This is a genomic window from Pseudomonas sp. ABFPK (genome assembly GCF_001586765.1).
In the GTDB taxonomy this organism is placed as follows: Bacteria; Pseudomonadota; Gammaproteobacteria; order Pseudomonadales; family Pseudomonadaceae; genus Aquipseudomonas; species Aquipseudomonas asiatica.
The window spans coordinates 85,872-98,779 of the sequence record NZ_LQXW01000013.1; the positions used below are offsets into that span (position 1 = coordinate 85,872).

Annotated in this window: 11 protein-coding genes; 4 read left to right on the top strand and 7 right to left on the bottom strand. The window is 65.7% G+C overall.

What is annotated here, in order from left to right; genetic code table 11:
* Positions 1 to 20 precede the first annotated feature (20 nt).
* On the top strand, positions 21 to 971 hold the full coding sequence (locus WM94_RS11360; protein ID WP_013972660.1) for a site-specific integrase: 951 nt from the start codon (positions 21 to 23) through the stop codon (positions 969 to 971).
* Here the strand turns inward: WM94_RS11360 and WM94_RS11365 are convergent.
* From WM94_RS11365 to WM94_RS11375, 3 genes are all read right to left on the bottom strand, one after another.
* Complete coding sequence (locus WM94_RS11365; protein ID WP_247847743.1) at positions 961 to 1,878, bottom strand: SMP-30/gluconolactonase/LRE family protein; 918 nt, start codon at positions 1,876 to 1,878, stop codon at positions 961 to 963. The two genes, WM94_RS11360 and WM94_RS11365, sit on opposite strands and share 11 nt — an antisense overlap.
* A 165-nt stretch (positions 1,879 to 2,043) precedes the next feature.
* A complete protein-coding gene (locus tag WM94_RS11370; protein ID WP_061302250.1) occupies positions 2,044 to 3,183 on the bottom strand; it encodes a glycerate kinase in 1,140 nt (379 codons plus the stop codon).
* Positions 3,184 to 3,405: 222 nt separating this feature from the next.
* On the bottom strand, positions 3,406 to 4,503 hold the full coding sequence (locus tag WM94_RS11375) for a sugar diacid recognition domain-containing protein (RefSeq protein WP_061302249.1): 1,098 nt from the start codon (positions 4,501 to 4,503) through the stop codon (positions 3,406 to 3,408).
* Positions 4,504 to 4,666: 163 nt separating this feature from the next.
* On the opposite strand from WM94_RS11375, the gene WM94_RS11380 reads away from it, so the two are divergent.
* The 3 genes from WM94_RS11380 to WM94_RS11390 all read left to right on the top strand — a co-directional run bounded on the left by WM94_RS11380 (position 4,667) and on the right by WM94_RS11390 (position 8,795).
* On the top strand, positions 4,667 to 5,995 hold the full coding sequence (locus tag WM94_RS11380) for an MFS transporter (protein WP_013972664.1): 1,329 nt from the start codon (positions 4,667 to 4,669) through the stop codon (positions 5,993 to 5,995).
* 197 nt (positions 5,996 to 6,192) lie between these two features.
* Complete coding sequence (locus WM94_RS11385; RefSeq protein WP_061551239.1) at positions 6,193 to 7,713, top strand: FAD-dependent oxidoreductase; 1,521 nt, start codon at positions 6,193 to 6,195, stop codon at positions 7,711 to 7,713.
* Between the two features lie 71 nt (positions 7,714 to 7,784).
* On the top strand, positions 7,785 to 8,795 hold the full coding sequence (locus WM94_RS11390; protein ID WP_039613607.1) for an aldo/keto reductase: 1,011 nt from the start codon (positions 7,785 to 7,787) through the stop codon (positions 8,793 to 8,795).
* Positions 8,796 to 8,911: 116 nt separating this feature from the next.
* On the opposite strand, the gene WM94_RS11395 is transcribed toward WM94_RS11390, so the two are convergent.
* The 4 genes from WM94_RS11395 to WM94_RS11410 form a co-directional block, all read right to left on the bottom strand.
* The gene (locus WM94_RS11395; protein ID WP_054573268.1) at positions 8,912 to 9,892 is read right to left on the bottom strand and encodes an LLM class flavin-dependent oxidoreductase; all 981 of its coding nucleotides are present in this window, start codon (positions 9,890 to 9,892) and stop codon (positions 8,912 to 8,914) included.
* A 100-nt stretch (positions 9,893 to 9,992) separates the two neighbouring features.
* Positions 9,993 to 10,904, bottom strand: a complete 912-nt coding sequence (locus WM94_RS11400) for a LysR family transcriptional regulator (protein WP_061551240.1) — start codon at positions 10,902 to 10,904, stop codon at positions 9,993 to 9,995.
* Positions 10,905 to 10,981: 77 nt separating this feature from the next.
* Positions 10,982 to 11,674: a TraX family protein gene (locus tag WM94_RS11405; RefSeq protein ID WP_082810560.1), complete on the bottom strand. Its 693-nt coding sequence runs from the start codon at positions 11,672 to 11,674 to the stop codon at positions 10,982 to 10,984.
* A 3-nt stretch (positions 11,675 to 11,677) separates the two neighbouring features.
* The gene (locus tag WM94_RS11410; RefSeq protein WP_061551242.1) at positions 11,678 to 12,754 is read right to left on the bottom strand and encodes a metal-dependent hydrolase; all 1,077 of its coding nucleotides are present in this window, start codon (positions 12,752 to 12,754) and stop codon (positions 11,678 to 11,680) included.
* Positions 12,755 to 12,908 lie beyond the last annotated feature (154 nt).

Genomic DNA, 12,908 nt, shown 5'->3' on the forward strand with positions numbered 1-12,908 from the left:
CATCCACTCGCCCCCGCACCATGACCGACATCGAGCGCTACCTCCGCGCCGCCACCCGTGACAACACCCGGCGCAGCTACCAGGCCGCCATCGAGCATTTCGAAACCCACTGGGGCGGTTTTCTGCCGGCCACGGCCGAGAGCATCGCCCGCTACCTGGCCGACCACGCCGACCAGCATGCCGTCAGCACCCTGCGCCAGCGCCTGGCGGCGCTCAGCCAATGGCACGTCGCCCAAGGTTTCCCTGACCCGACCAAGGCGCCACTGGTGCGCCAGGTGCTGCGCGGCATCCGCACCTTGCACCCGACACCGCCCAGGCAGGCGGCGCCGCTGTTGCTGCAGCACCTGCAAAGCGCAGTGCAATGCTTCGAAGAAGAAGCCCGCCAGGCCCGCGAACAGCATGACCTGGCCACCCTGCGCCGGGCGCGTCGCGACGCTGCGCTGCTGTTGCTGGGCTTCTGGCGCGGTTTTCGGGGTGATGAACTGGCCCGCCTGCGCGTGGAGCACATCCAGGCCGAGGCCGGCGTCGGCATCACCCTGTTCCTGCCGCGCAGCAAGGGCGACCGCGAAGCCCTGGGCGTACAGCATCGCACCCCGGCCCTCAAGGCCTTGTGCCCGGTCACGGCCTACCTGCAATGGCTGGAAGTCGCCGGCATCGCCCATGGGCCGGTGTTCCGCAAGCTCGACCGCTGGGGCAACCTCGGCGACACCGCGCTCAACAGCAACAGCCTGGTCGGCCTGCTGCGGCGCATGCTGGAGCGCGCCGGGGTACCGGCGGCGCTGTATACCGGGCACTCGCTGCGCCGAGGTTTTGCCACCTGGGCCACGGCCAACGGTTGGGAGCTGAAGGCGCTGATGAGCTATGTGGGCTGGAAAGACGCGAAGTCGGCGTTGCGCTACATCGACGCGGCGCAGCGCTTTGGCGAACTGGCCGTGCTACCGGCCAGCCAGGCGCAAAAGCTTATTCCTTGAAGGTGTGACGGGCGATGCCGCCAATTTCCGGGTTGATGGCATACAGGTCGCCAGCGTCGGGGTAATGCTGCAAGTCTTCGGCACTCATGCCCAAGCGCGCGGTGCTGATGAACAAGGTATTCATCCCCTCCCCACCGAAGCAGCAACTGGTGGGGCACGGCACTGGCATCAGTACCTGGTCGGTGAGGTGGCCATGGCGGTCATAGCGTAACAGGCAACTGCCATGGTACTGGCACACCCACAGGCCGCCGTCACGGTCCAGCGCAAGGCCGTCCGGCCGCCCCAGTTCGGCAGGGGTTTCGGCAAACAGAGTGACCGCGCCAAGCCGGCCTTCGGCCAGGTAACTGGCGCGGTAGATCGAGCGCGCCGCCGAGTCCACGAAGTACACCGTGTGGCCGTCCTGCGACCAGGCCAGGCCGGTGGGCAACGCCATGTCGTCGTGGATCACCTGATCGTTCAACTGCCCGTCAAAGCGGAACAGTGCCCCGGTGTTGCCGCTCAGGGCATCGTCCATCAGCCCGGTCACGAATCGGCCCTGCGGGTCGCAGGCGCCGTCGTTGAAACGGTAGGTCGAACGTGGGTGAACCGAGACCGAATGCCGGCGTACCTTGCGCAGCGGCACGTCGAAGATGGCCACGCTGGCGTCTTCGGTGAAAATCAGGTTGCCCTGGTCGGTCAACGCCAACGCGCCGATGCGTGCCGCGGATTCGTACAGGCACTCGGCTTCGCCATCGGGCATCAGGCGGTTGATACGGCCGCCAGAGATATCGACGAAGTACAACGCGCCGCTGCATTCATCCCAGACCAGGCTTTCGCCCAGGTCGGCGCGGGTGTTGGCGACGTTGACTGGCACATGGCTGCATGCCTTGAGGCGGTTACGCAGTTCGTCCACCTCCGCCAGCGTCATGGAACAGGCCAGTCCCAGGCCCTGTGCGGCATCGGTGAAGACCGCAACGTTGTCGTGGAAAGGCTCTGTGACGGGCATTTGCTGGCTACCTTCGATTCTCCTTTCTACGATAACAACAAAAAAATCAATGACCAAGCGCGGGGTGCGGCAGACTGCAGCGGTCGATCAAGTTCGCGTTGCGCAGCGCCACAGCCGCCCGATATCACAAGACCGCGCCCGCAGCAGCTCAGCAGCATTGGCACAAGCCTGCTCCAGGCTCATCGGCCCGCTGGCCAAGGCAAAGGCAGCGTCGACGCCATGGGCATACAGCTGCTGGTAGCCTTCACCCAAGGTCCCGGCCAGCACCACCACCGGCACCCCATGGCGCTTGGCAACCCGAGCCACCCCCATCGGCGTCTTGCCACGCAAGGTCTGGGCGTCGAAGCGCCCTTCGCCGGTCACTACCAGTTCTGCACCTTGCACCAAGGCATCCAGGCCGGCCAGTTCGGCCACCACTTCCACCCCAGGGCGGAATTGCGCGCCCATGAAGGCCCGGGCTGCGAACCCCATGCCGCCAGCAGCGCCACAGCCTGGGTAGTCCCGCACATCCTCACCCAGCAGTTGCGCACAATGGTCGGCAAAATGCCCCAGGGCCTGGTCCAGCGCCTGCACCTGCTGTGGGTTGGCGCCCTTCTGCGGGCCGAAGATCGCCGATGCGCCGTTGGCGCCACACAGCGGGTTGTCGACGTCTGCCGCGACTTCGAACTGCACCTCGGCCAGGCGCGGGTCGAGGTCGCTGGCATCGATGCGGGCCAGCTTGGCCAAGGCCAGGCCGCCCTGTTCCAGCGCTTGCCCGTGGACGTCCAGCAGGCGCAGGCCCAGCGCCCGCAACATGCCGCTGCCCGCGTCGTTGGTGGCGCTGCCGCCAATGGCCAGCACTACCCGTTGCGCGCCGGCGGCCAGGGCGGCGGCAATCAGCTCGCCGGTACCCCAGGTGCTGCTGCGGCAGGCATCGCGCTGGCCAGTCGGCACCAGTTGCAGGCCACTGGCCTGGGCCATTTCGATGATCGCCGTGCGGCTTTGCGGCAGCCAGCCCCAGCCCGCCTCCACGCTTTGCCCCAGCGGCCCGCGCACTGTCTGACGACGCAGCTCGCCGTGGCTGGCGGCAAGAATCGCATCCATGGTGCCTTCGCCACCGTCGGCCATCGGGCACTCGACCAACTCGGCCTCCGGCCAGGCCTCGGCCAGGCCCGCCGCGATGGCACGGGCGACACCGGCAGCGTCGAGGCTGTCCTTGAACGAGTCGGGGGCAATGACGATCTTCATGGGGTTTCTCCTGTCCTGATGAGCGGCATGCTGACAGGTGGCCGCAAAGGTGGCCTCGGTCAAATGCACAAAACGCCGGGCGGGTTGTTTGGGCAGATGCCTTTCACCTGCACTGGCCCTATCGCCGGCAAGCCAGCGCCCACAGGTTCAACACAGGCCTGAGAGCAGCATGCATCCTGTGGGCGCTGGCTTGCCGGCGATAGGGCCGGTGCAGGCGGCCCTTCAGTCGGCAGGCAGCAGCTGCAACCCCAGGTACAGGCTAAGCATCCCTTCCATGCGCTGCGGGTCGACCTCGCCCAGCTCGGCAATCCGCTCCAGGCGGTAGCGCAAGCTGTTGCGGTGGATGCCCAGGGCATCGGCACAGGCCTGGCTCTGGCCGTCATGGGCACACCAGGCGCGCAGGGTGGTGAGCAATTGCCCGCTGCCGTCCTTGCTGCGAATACGTTGCAACGGCTCCAGCAATTCATCCAGCGCATCGTCGTTGCGGTGCCGCCACAGCAATGCCGGCAACCGGTAACGTTGCAGGCTGAGCAGGCGCTCGCCGGGCAGTACCTCGCGCCCATAGGCCAACAGGTCGCGCACCCGGCGATAACCCCGGCGCAGTTGCTCCAGGCTTTGCGCGACACTGCCCAGGGCCAGCCGCTCCACGTCCCAGCCATGGCGCTGCAGGCGTTCCAGCAGGCGAGTTTCGTCCAGCGCCACACCTGCCGGGCGACACCACAACAACGACTGGCGGGCCGGGCTTACGCACCAACTGTCCGGGTAGCGGCTCATCAACCATGCCGCCAGGGTTTCGGCGGCTGGCCCCGAGGCCAGCTCGAACAGGCACGGTACCCGCGGCAGCTGGGGCTTGAGGCCCAGTTGCCGGGCCTCGTCGAGCAACCGGGGAGAATCGCCGCTGCCGCCCAGCAACAGGGCCAGCAAATCGTCACAGCGCTGGCGTCGCCATTGCTGGTCGGCCTGCAAATGGCGCTGGGCCAGCAGCATTTCGGCGGTCATGCGCACCAGCTCGCCATAGGTGCGCACTTGCTGCGGGTCACCGGTCAAGCCGAGTACGCCCATCAATCGGCCATCCAGCATCAGCGGCAGGTTCACCCCGGGCTGCACGCCCTTCAGACACTTGGCAGCGTCCGTATCCAGCTCGACGATGCGGCCGTTGGCCAGCACCAGTTGCGCACCCTCGTGGCGGGTGTTGATACGCTCAGGTTCGCCACTGCCGAGGATCAACCCCTGGCTGTCCATGACATTGACGTTGCATGGCAGAATGGCCATCGCGCGGTCAACGATATCCTGCGCCAGGTCATGGTCGAGTTCGAACATTGAGCGGTCCTTTGGGTGTCAGGGATTTGGGCTCGGGCACAGCAGCCCGGTGCAAGTGCTGTGCAAAAGCACAAAGACAGGCACGCCGCAGTCCCCGAGACTCGTCAGGGCGAGCGCCGGAACAGGCGACGCGGCGACAACCATAACAACAGAGAACCCGATCATGGCATACAGCCCCGCCCCTGACCAAGGCACGGACACCACCCGCAACGCGCTGTACCGGCGCATCACCCTGCGGCTGATTCCGTTCATTTTCATCTGCTACCTGTTCAACTACCTGGACCGCGTCAACGTCGGCTTTGCCAAGCTGCAGATGCTCGACGCCCTGAAGTTCAGCGAAACGGTGTACGGCCTTGGCGCCGGCATCTTCTTCATCGGCTATGTGCTCTGCGGCCTGCCGAGCAACCTGGCGCTCAACCGCTTCGGCCCGCGGCGCTGGATCGCGCTGATGATGATCGCCTGGGGCAGCCTCTCCACCTGCCTGCTGTTCGTCACCACGCCCACCGAGTTCTACGCCTTGCGCCTGTTGACCGGCGCCGCCGAAGCCGGCTTCTTCCCGGGCGTGGTGCTGTACCTTTCGCGCTGGTTCCCGGCGGCCCGCCGCGGCCGCATCATGGCGCTGTTCATGTCGGCGATCCCGGTATCGGGCCTGCTCGGCGGGCCGTTCTCCGGCTGGATCCTCCAACACTTCGCCGCCGGCCAGCACGGCCTGGCCGGCTGGCAATGGATGTTCCTGATCCAGGGCCTGCCGACCGTTGCCCTGGGTGTACTGGCGGTGTTCCTGCTCAGTGACGGCTACCAGAAAGCCGCCTGGCTGAGCCCGTCCGAACGTCAGCTGATCGCCGCCGACCTGGACGCCGATGCCGCCAGCAAGCCGAGCACCACCGGCGACGGCGTGCTCGCCGTGCTGACCAACCCGCTGATCTGGACCTTCGGCTTTGTCTACTTCTGCATCCAGAGCGGTGTGTATGCGATCAACTTCTGGCTGCCGTCGATCATCAAGAACATGGGCTTCGACAACCCGCTGCTGATCGGCTGGCTCAGCGCCATCCCGTACCTGCTGGCCGGCGTGTTCATGATCCTCTGCGGGCGTTCTGCCGACCTGCGCAACGAGCGCCGCTGGCATCTTGTGGTGCCGATGCTGATGGGCGCCATCGGCCTGCTGATCGCGGTGAACTTCGCCGGCAACCCGACCATTGCCATCCTCGGCCTGTCGATCGCCACCATGGGCGCGCTCACCGGCCTGCCGATGTTCTGGCCTATGCCCACCGCGCTGCTCAGCGCCGGCGCGGCTGTCGCGGGCCTTGCGATCATCAACTCGGTGGGCCAGATGGCCGGTTTCCTCAGCCCGTACCTGGTCGGTTTCATCAAGGACCAGACCGGCTCGACCGATGCTGCGCTGTATTCGCTGGCGGCGTTGATCGTGCTGGGTAGCCTGGTGGCCTTGCGGGTTACCCGGGCTGGCGCGCTGAGTACTGCAAGGGCCAGTTGAGGCATTCGCGGGTAAACCCGCACCCACAGGATCACCACCAACTCGAAGATGGTGGGATCCATGTGGGAGCGGGCAAGCCCGCGAAGAGGCCAGCCCAGGCCACATAAAATCCACACCCTCCACCGATCGTCAGCTCAACGCATCCCATCCCCAGCCCAGGCGTCAAATGGTTCCAAAGGTCCCTTTGGAGAACCCCCATGACCCAGCACGCCGTGGCCCGACTGGCTCAACTCGACGAACACCGCCCCCTGCGCGTCCAGGCCGGCAGCGAGGAGATCATCCTCATCCGCCAGGGCGACCAGGTGCACGCCTACCAGGGCAACTGCCCCCACGAAGGCGCGCCACTCAATGAAGGCGTGGTGTGCGGCGGCCTGCTGGTGTGCCCCTGGCACAAGGCCGCGTTCGCTGTGGACGAGGGCGCGGTCTGCGAACCGCCGGCCCTGGCCGACCTGCGCCGCTACAAAACCTGGGTCAAGGGCGACGAGGTCTGGGTCGACGACCAACCCCTGCCCAGAACCGAGCCGCCCCGCCACAGCGACGCCCGCTGTTTCGTGGTGGTCGGCGCTGGTGCCGCGGGCAGTGCCGCAGTTTCCACCCTGCTGGCCCATGGCTTTGCCGGCCGCCTGGTCTGGATCGATCAGGAGCGCCAACCAGCCTACGATCGTACTTCCCTGAGCAAATTCGTGATCGCCGGGCAGATGCCGCCCGATGAGGTGCCGGCCCTGCTCGACGCCGACGCCCTGCGCAAGGGCCAGCTGGAGCGCAAGCATGGCAAGGTGCGCACCCTGAACACGCAGAAGCGCCAGATCACCCTGGCCGACGGCCAGCAGATCGACTATGACGCCTGCCTGCTGGCCACCGGCGGCAAGGCGCTGCGGCCCGATATCCCGGGCGTCGACCTGCCTGGGGTATTTACCCTGCGTTCACGGGAGGATGCCGCGCACCTGCTGGATGCTGCCGAGCCCGGCCAGCCGGCAGTGATCGTCGGCGATGGCTTCATCGGCCTGGAAGCCGCGTCGGCCTTGCGCAAGTACGGCGTGCAGGTGCACCTGATCACCCGCCATGAGGTCCCCCTGGCCCGGCAACTGGGCGAGCGCATTGGCCGTAGCATCCGCGAGTTGCACGAACGCAAGGGGGTCACCTTCCACGGCCCTACCGAGGTCGTACGGATCGAGGGCCAGGACAAGGTCGAGGCCGTGCTGCTGGCCAACGGTGAGCGGCTACAGACGCCATTGGTGCTGCTGGGCACCGGGGTAAGGCCTGCGACCGCGTTCATTCAGGGCGTGCTGCTGACCGAGGACAAGTCAGTGCAAGTGGACGCCGAAATGCGCGCCGCAGATGGCCTGTGGGCCGCGGGGGATATCGCCACCTTCCCCCTCAGCGGGCGCCCGGTGCGTATCGAGCACTGGCGGCTGGCCCAGCAACATGGAGTGATCGCCGCCGCCAACATGCTCGGCGAGCAGCGCCGCTACGCCGACGTACCGTTCTTCTGGACCTACCAGCACGGCCGCACCTACGAAGTACTGGGCCACGCGCGGGACTGGAACCGTATCGAGTTCGTCGGCGAGCCGGAAAAAGGCGACTTCATTGCCTTGCAATGCGTGGATGAGCGGGTCGAGGCAGTTGTCGCCAAGGGCTATTCCGATGCCATGGCGACGCTGTCGCAACGCCTGAAGCGCCCGTTGACCTTGCAGGAGGCCTTGGCGCTGATCGGTTGAGGCTGCCTTTCATTGCGCCCCGGTTGTGTGTAAAACGGGTAGATCAGCCGACCGCACAAGGACCCAAGCGCATGATCTACCGCCCCCTCGGCCACAGTGGCCTGCAGGTTTCCGCCCTTACCCTGGGCAGCATGATGTTCGGCGAGCAGACCAGCACCGAGGACGCCCTGCGCATCATCGACAAGGCCTGGGACCAGGGCATCAACTTCATCGACACTGCAGACGTGTACAACGCCGGACGTGCGGAGGAAATCGTCGGCGAAGCGGTGGCCCGCCATCGCCATGACTGGATCGTGGCCAGCAAGGTCGGCTTTGGCCCGGCCGATGGCCTTCCCAACCGCAGCGGCCTGTCGCGCAAGCACATCTTCAATGCCCTCGATGCCACGCTGACGCGCATGGACATGGACTACCTGGATATCTACTACCTGCACCGCGAAGACCACAAGGTGCCGCTGGAGGAAACCGTGCAGGCCATCGGCGACCTGCTGCGCCAAGGCAAGATCCGCTACTGGGGCGTGTCCAACTTCCGCGGCTGGCGCATCGCCGAGGCGTGCCACATTGCCGAGCGCCTGGGCGTGCCCAGGCCGGTGGTGAGCCAGCCGCTGTACAACATCGTCAATCGCCAGGCCGAACCGGAGCAGCTTACCGCTGCGGCCGCCCATGGCCTGGGCGTGGTGCCATTCAGCCCGCTCGCGCGGGGCGTGCTCAGCGGCAAATATGCGCCGGGGGCGGTGCCGGATGCCGGTAGCCGTGCCGGGCGCCAGGACAAGCGCATCATGGAGGTGGAATGGCGCCAGGAGTCGCTGGCCATTGCCCGGCAGATCCAGGCCTATGTGGAAGCCAAGGGCGTGGGTATCGTCGAGTTCGCGATTGCCTGGGTACTGAACAATCGGCTGGTCAGTTCGGCGATTGTCGGGCCGCGGACCGAAGAACAGTGGGATACCTATGGCGGGGCGCTGGCGGTGAAGATTACCGCGGAGGATGAAGCGTTCATTGATTCGCTGGTCACGCCGGGGCATGCATCGACGCCGGGGTTCAATGATGTGGCGCATTATGTGAGTGGGCGGTTGGCCCGTAGCTGATCGTTCTCCTGTTCTGGCCTCTTCGCGGGTAAACCCGCTCCTACAGGATTGCCCATGACTCCAGAGCCTGTGCAACCGCTGTGGGAGCGGGTTTACCCGCGAAGAGGCCGGTAGCTTTAACCCAGCTGCGCCAGGGCCTGCGCGGCATAGGCATGCGAACGCTGCCGTGCCAGCGGGTCGTGGATGCGGCAGTCGATCATCAGTTCATCCGCACCGGTCTGCTCGATCAGCGTGCGCAACCCTTCCCTTACCCGGTCCGGCCCGCCGGCCACGGTGCAGGCCATCACCTGCTCAAGTACCTCGCGTTCATGGTCCGGCAGGCTCTCGACATAGCCCTCCTGCGGCTTGGGCAACAGGCCGACGCGCCCGACGTGCAAGTCCAGCATCCACTTGCGATGGGAGCTGGCCAGGTAATCCGCCTCGGCATCGCTGTCGGCGGCGAACAGGTTCATGCCCACCATCACATACGGCTTGGCCAGTTGTGCCGAAGGCTGGAAGTTGGCCCGGTAATGGGCAATGGCCTGCAGCAGGTAGCGCGGGGCAAAGTGCGAGGCGAAGGCATAGGGCAGGCCCAGTTTCGCTGCCAGGTCGGCACCGAACAGGCTGGAGCCGAGAATCCACACCGGTATGTCATGCTTGCCAGGCACGCCGCGCACCCGCCGTTTGCCATTGTCAGCCAGGTAGTCGCGCAGTTCGGCTATGTCCTGGCTGAAGTCGCGCTCTGGCGCAGCACCACGCAAGGCGCGCACGGTAGGCCCGGAGCTGCCCGGCGCACGGCCGAGGCCCAGGTCGATGCGGCCAGGGTGCAGGGTGTCGAGCGTACCGAACTGCTCGGCCACAACAAGCGGCGCGTGGTTGGGCAGCATGATGCCACCGGCGCCAACGCGGATATGCCGGGTGGCGTTGGCGATTTCGTTGATGACCAGTGACGTGGCGGCCGAGCCGATGCCCGGCATGTCGTGGTGCTCGGCGATCCAGTAGCGGCTGTAGTGCTGTTGCTCGACATGGCGCGCCAGTTGGCGGGACTCTTCGATCGCGTCGGCGAAGGTCTTGCCTTCGCCGATCATGACCAGGTCCAGTACGGACAGTGCAGTCATGGGGTCTCCACAGGGATTATCAGTGACTGCCAGTTTCCCTGCTGCGCAGCCAGTGATAAACCCGGCTTCAGGCCCGGCATAGGGGCCTGCCATTCCCCAATCAGTCTTCCCAGGGCACGCCCGGTTCCCAGCTGGCTACCAGCAGGTCGATAAAGCCGCGTACCCGCGGCGACAGGTGGCGCTTGCTTGGGTAGACGATGCGAATCGGGTCCGCCGGTGGCCGATAGGCTTGCAGCACCTCCACCAGGGTGCCGGCGCGCAGGTCGTCGCCGGTGATGTAGGTGGGCAGGTGAACCAGCCCGAAACCCGCCCGGGCGCCAGCGAGCATCGCCTCGGAGCTGTCGATGTTCAGCCGCCCGGGGTCTTCGCACAGGTGCAGCCCCGCTTCGGTATGAAAGCGCCACGGCATGACCTTTTCGCCGGCCAGGAAGGCGATCTTGTCATGGCCGTAGAGGTCGCCGGGCACCTGTGGTACGCCGCGTGCGTCCAGGTATGCGGGAGAGGCGCAGGTGACGAACTGCTGCCAGCCCACCGTACGGGTCAAGAGTTGCGAGTCTTCCTTCGGTACACCGATACGCACCGCAACGTCGATACCCTCCTCGACCAGGTCGACGAAACGGTCGGTGAAGCGTATATCCGCGCGCAGCTCGGGCCACTGGTTCAGGTAGCGGTCGAGAATCGGCAGCACATGGCGCTGGCCGAACGACAGGGGTGCTGTCAGGCGCAGGGTGCCGGTGGGCTTGCCACGGCGCTGGGCCATGGTGCTTTCCACCTCGTCCAGGTCGTCCAGAATCTGCCGCCAGCGCTCGTAGGCCACCAGGCCCTCGTCGGTCAGGCTCAGCTTGCGCGTGGTGCGGTTGAGCAAGCGCACGGCCATGCGCGCCTCCAGGCGAGCGATGCTCTTGCCCACCGCCGAGCGCGTCAGGCCCAAGGTGGCGGCGGCGGCGGTAAAACTGCCGGCCCTCGCGGCGCTGACGAAGGCGGCGATGTCGCCGAAGCGGTTGGGTTCCATGGGTGGTTCCTGGGTCTGGTGCGGCTGGTTTAGATAGGTATGGATTTGTGAAATGCAAGCAGGACTGTCGAGAGCGATCAAGCGAAGACCTTGATCACCAATAAATGCACGGGATAGAACAGGTAGCCCCAACGTCCCACTGCTGGCACCCGCCAATCATCATGACGCAGCAACAGCAATCCGACCGGAATGGCCAAGGCTGCAGCAGTCAGCGTCAGCACGGTAATGGGAGCCAACAGATGTTCCCGCAACCAACTGTTGGTCAGGTTCCCAGCCATGGCCAACAGGCTGGGCAACAACCAGGCCGCCCCTTCCTTGCGCCGGGCCATCAACCAGGCGCCCGGCAGCATCACCCCCGGCAGCCCGTACATCAGCTGTTCGCTGAACAGCCACCCTGCAAGCAGACCGGCAAAGCCAAGCACGCGCGCCGAGATCAACGGATGATGCACACCCCAGGCAACCAGCAACCCCAACACCAGGGTCGGCATCACGCTGAATGTTGAAGAACCACTGTCCAGCCAACGGTACGCAGGTTCCGACAGCACCGCGAACACCAGCATCAGCCCCAGATAACGCAGGTTGCCGCGGGTATAGAGCGTCCCGCACCTGGTGCGCGCCACATTCACCGCAATCGCCAGGCAAAACAGTGGAAACGCCAACCGGCCAACCACGAACAAGCCATCGGCATCAGGCCACAGAAAACGCAGGTGGTCGGCGACCATGGTCAGCATCGCCGTCCACTTGACCAGGTCCAGCCCGGCTGAACGCACGCCTCAGCGCCCGCGCTCGACTGTGGCAGGCCCCAGGTAGCGATCGGTCCAGGCAGCCAGCGGCAAAGGTGGCTGCTGCTCGACGATCCGTCGCCAGATCAGCACCAGGTCGTCGCCATTGAACGCCGCGCCTGGCCCGGCACCCTCCCACAGCGATGGCACATCGGCAATCCAGTGCCCCTGGCTGTCTCGGTGGGCCATGTTGAAGCGGAACGTGTAGTTACCCGGGATGCCCATGCGCAGGTCGCTGACCACCAGCGCATCGCCGACCTGGTCGTAGCGCAGCCAGTCATCGGTGAACCAGCGCAAGCGCTGGTGCAACGGGTGCCCGGCCAGCGCTTGCGCCAGTTGAAGATTACGCGGCAAACGTTGCATTTCTGGCGGGTGCTGGTCGAACCCGCTGCTGATGCCCTCGTAGTAATCGCCATCCGGGGTCTTGGCAAGCACCCGCCAGACCAGGCTGTTGAACGCTATCGGCACGGCACGCACCTGGCTGACGGCGATGCCTTGGCGGTCGAGGGCAGCCTGGAACCGCTGCTCGGCCGCCATGCGTCCGGCCAGGCCGAACCCCAGGTAGGCTGCGCTGAAGAGCAAGGCCAAGGTCATTAGCTGCACCGCCTTGCTTGTCAGCCCCTTGATACTTGCGTAGATCACCGCGGCCAGCAGCGGCAATGTGTAGACCGGGTCGATGATGAACACCGCCGCCCAGCTTTCCGGGGTGGCCGGCAAGGGCCAGAACAACTGTGTGCCGTAGACCGTGAAGGCGTCGAGCAACGGGTGGGTGACCAGCACCAGCCAGAACGCCAGGAACAGCCTGGGCAAGGTATAGCCTTTGCCTGGCCAGCACTTGTTGACCAGCCAGGCCAGCAGCAAGGCCAGCCCGGTGAGCACGAACAGGGAATGAGAAAAGCCGCGGTGGTAAGTCATCTGCGACACCGGGTCGGCGTAGCGGATGATCACGTCCAGGTCGGGAAGCGTGCCCAGCGCCGCACCATACAACAGTGAGCGGCGGCCCTGGATGCGGCCGAGCAGGGTACCTTGCAAGGCCGCGCCAAGTACGGCCTGGGTGATGGAGTCCAAGGGTGGCATTCCTGAAAAGGTGGTTTCCAGAAGCTACCTTCATCCAGCCCTGATGCGCAATTCCCTTGGTTATGGGCTTTCATTGTGGGAGATGGCCCAGCCCTTTGGGCTGCGCTGTCGCGTAGATAACTGAAATTGCAAGCACTCCGCATAC

What these genes read in the sequence shown, in the direction of transcription:
- WM94_RS11360 (WP_013972660.1), top strand. Translation starts at nt 21, where the DNA reads ATGACCGACATCGAGCGCTACCTCCGCGCCGCCACCCGTGACAACACC.
- WM94_RS11365 (WP_247847743.1), bottom strand. Translation starts at nt 1,878, where the DNA reads ATGACGCTGGCGGAGGTGGACGAACTGCGTAACCGCCTCAAGGCATGC.
- WM94_RS11370 (WP_061302250.1), bottom strand. Translation starts at nt 3,183, where the DNA reads ATGAAGATCGTCATTGCCCCCGACTCGTTCAAGGACAGCCTCGACGCT.
- WM94_RS11375 (WP_061302249.1), bottom strand. Translation starts at nt 4,503, where the DNA reads ATGTTCGAACTCGACCATGACCTGGCGCAGGATATCGTTGACCGCGCG.
- WM94_RS11380 (WP_013972664.1), top strand. Translation starts at nt 4,667, where the DNA reads ATGGCATACAGCCCCGCCCCTGACCAAGGCACGGACACCACCCGCAAC.
- WM94_RS11385 (WP_061551239.1), top strand. Translation starts at nt 6,193, where the DNA reads ATGACCCAGCACGCCGTGGCCCGACTGGCTCAACTCGACGAACACCGC.
- WM94_RS11390 (WP_039613607.1), top strand. Translation starts at nt 7,785, where the DNA reads ATGATCTACCGCCCCCTCGGCCACAGTGGCCTGCAGGTTTCCGCCCTT.
- WM94_RS11395 (WP_054573268.1), bottom strand. Translation starts at nt 9,892, where the DNA reads ATGACTGCACTGTCCGTACTGGACCTGGTCATGATCGGCGAAGGCAAG.
- WM94_RS11400 (WP_061551240.1), bottom strand. Translation starts at nt 10,904, where the DNA reads ATGGAACCCAACCGCTTCGGCGACATCGCCGCCTTCGTCAGCGCCGCG.